Raw genomic sequence first — 1,672 nt, 5'->3', positions numbered from 1 at the left:
GGGCCGCGGCCTGGAGTGTTCCCGTGGTCGCGGCCGTCGCCGCGGCCCCGGTCGCCGCGGCGAGCGCGACCCCGGAGCTGACGGCCTGGACCGTGACCGCGTGCGAGTCCGCCGACCGCATCACCCTCATGCTGCGCAACGACACCGCGGATCCCCTCCAGACGTACCTCGAGCTCACCGCCGACGGCGCTCAGCCGGACGCGGGCCCCGGCCCCCTGCTCTCCCCGGGGGAGACCCGCCCGTTCGGCTTCGGGCTCGTGCCCAACGGCGGATACACGATCCGCGCGAGCACCGACGGGGGGCTCCGGTTCCAGCAGCGCGTGGAGCTCGACTGCGCTCCGCTCGGACTGACCGCGCGGATCGACCCGGACGACGGCTCCGGCGTGCTGACCGTGCACGTGCGCAACGACTCGACGGCGCCCATGACCGTGACCATCGCGTTCGACCTGGGCAGCGACGGCAGCCCCGAGTCCACGGACACCGTGGTGCTGGCGCCCGGCGAGGAGCGCGCCCTGCCCTACCCCGCCCCGCAGAGGGACTTCACCGTGCGGGTGTCGAACGACCAGGGGTACGCGCTCGTGGAGTCGTTCGCGTTCGCCTAGCCGCACCGTGGCGGACCGCAGCAGTTCATCCGACGCGTTCGGCACGGTACTCCGTACGCTCCACCTCGGTGGCCTCGCCCAGTTCGGTCCAGTACCGGCCGAGGGCCTCGGCGCGCGGGTCAGACGACGCGTCCACCAGGCGGGCGGTCTCCTCGTACTCCTCGATCCCGTGCGACCCCAGTCCCAGGTCGTCCGGGCCGGGCAGCGGTTCGACGAGCCTGCTGGCCGTGAAGCTGTCCGCCGAACCCGTACCCTCGGCGGAGCCGCCCGTCGCGAGCCGGGAGACCACATCGTCGGCATGGCGCAGCTGCACGAGCGTCTGATCGTCGTCCAGCGTCGGCTCCGACGGACTGCCTGCCGTGATCTGCAGCTCCACGTCGAAGTCGCTCTCCATCGCGACGTGCGCGGCGATCATGCCCGACTGCGAGTACGCCACGACGCCCACACGATCCCCGGGCTGCGCCCCCGACGCGGCGAGCGCATCGAGGGTCGCCTGGTACGACGCCGACCGCGTACCGGCGTACAGCTGCACGTTCGAGCGCATGTCCCACGGCTCCGTCCCGGTCGGGGCGAGCGACACCGACCGCGTGCCGGAGAGATACGCCACGTAGCGGGTCGCACCGTCCTTCATCGTGTAACGCTCGACGGCCACCTGGGCGCCGCCGCTCTCCGGAAGGCGGCGCAGCGCCGCGGTGAGGTCGGCAGGAGCCCGCGGCGCGGACCGGGCGACCGCCGTCACGCGCACCGGATCGGCGTGACCCCGGAGGCGCTCCCCCGGCTGCACCTTCGCGAAACCGGTGGTCAAGCCGAGCAACTGGGTCACCCCGGCCGCCGGAGCCACCGACGGCCCGAGCCCGCCGAGGAGCAGCCCGGGGCCGAAGAGCGGACGGGTCGTCCACTGCAGCACGAGCGCGGTCGCGACGAGGCCGAGAGCCGGGTCGGCGGCGAGCAGACGGTCGAGCCGAGCCTGCGCCGCCGTGGCCGCGCCCGCATCCGTGTGAGCGAGCGCCTCGACCTTCGCCCGCAGCTCCACGATCTCGAACACGTCGGCCGTGCGTCGCGCTCCGTCC

Annotated in this window: 1 protein-coding gene and 1 pseudogene; one reads left to right on the top strand and one right to left on the bottom strand. The window is 73.9% G+C overall.

The genetic code is table 11. From position 1 onward, the window contains the following. The coding region (locus DW309_RS08990) for a hypothetical protein (protein ID WP_205812716.1) at positions 1–602 on the top strand (602 nt) is incomplete at its 5' end. A 25-nt stretch (positions 603–627) separates the two neighbouring features. Here DW309_RS08990 and DW309_RS19500 read toward each other — a convergent pair. Further along, positions 628–1,672: pseudogene (locus DW309_RS19500) on the bottom strand (hypothetical protein); the annotation flags it as partial.

Origin of the sequence: Microbacterium sp. K41, from assembly GCF_004794395.1 — a bacterium.
GTDB lineage: Bacteria > Actinomycetota > Actinomycetes > Actinomycetales > Microbacteriaceae > Microbacterium > Microbacterium sufflavum.
Note: the sequence above shows the minus strand (reverse complement) of the source record. Positions and strands in the feature narration are given on the sequence as shown.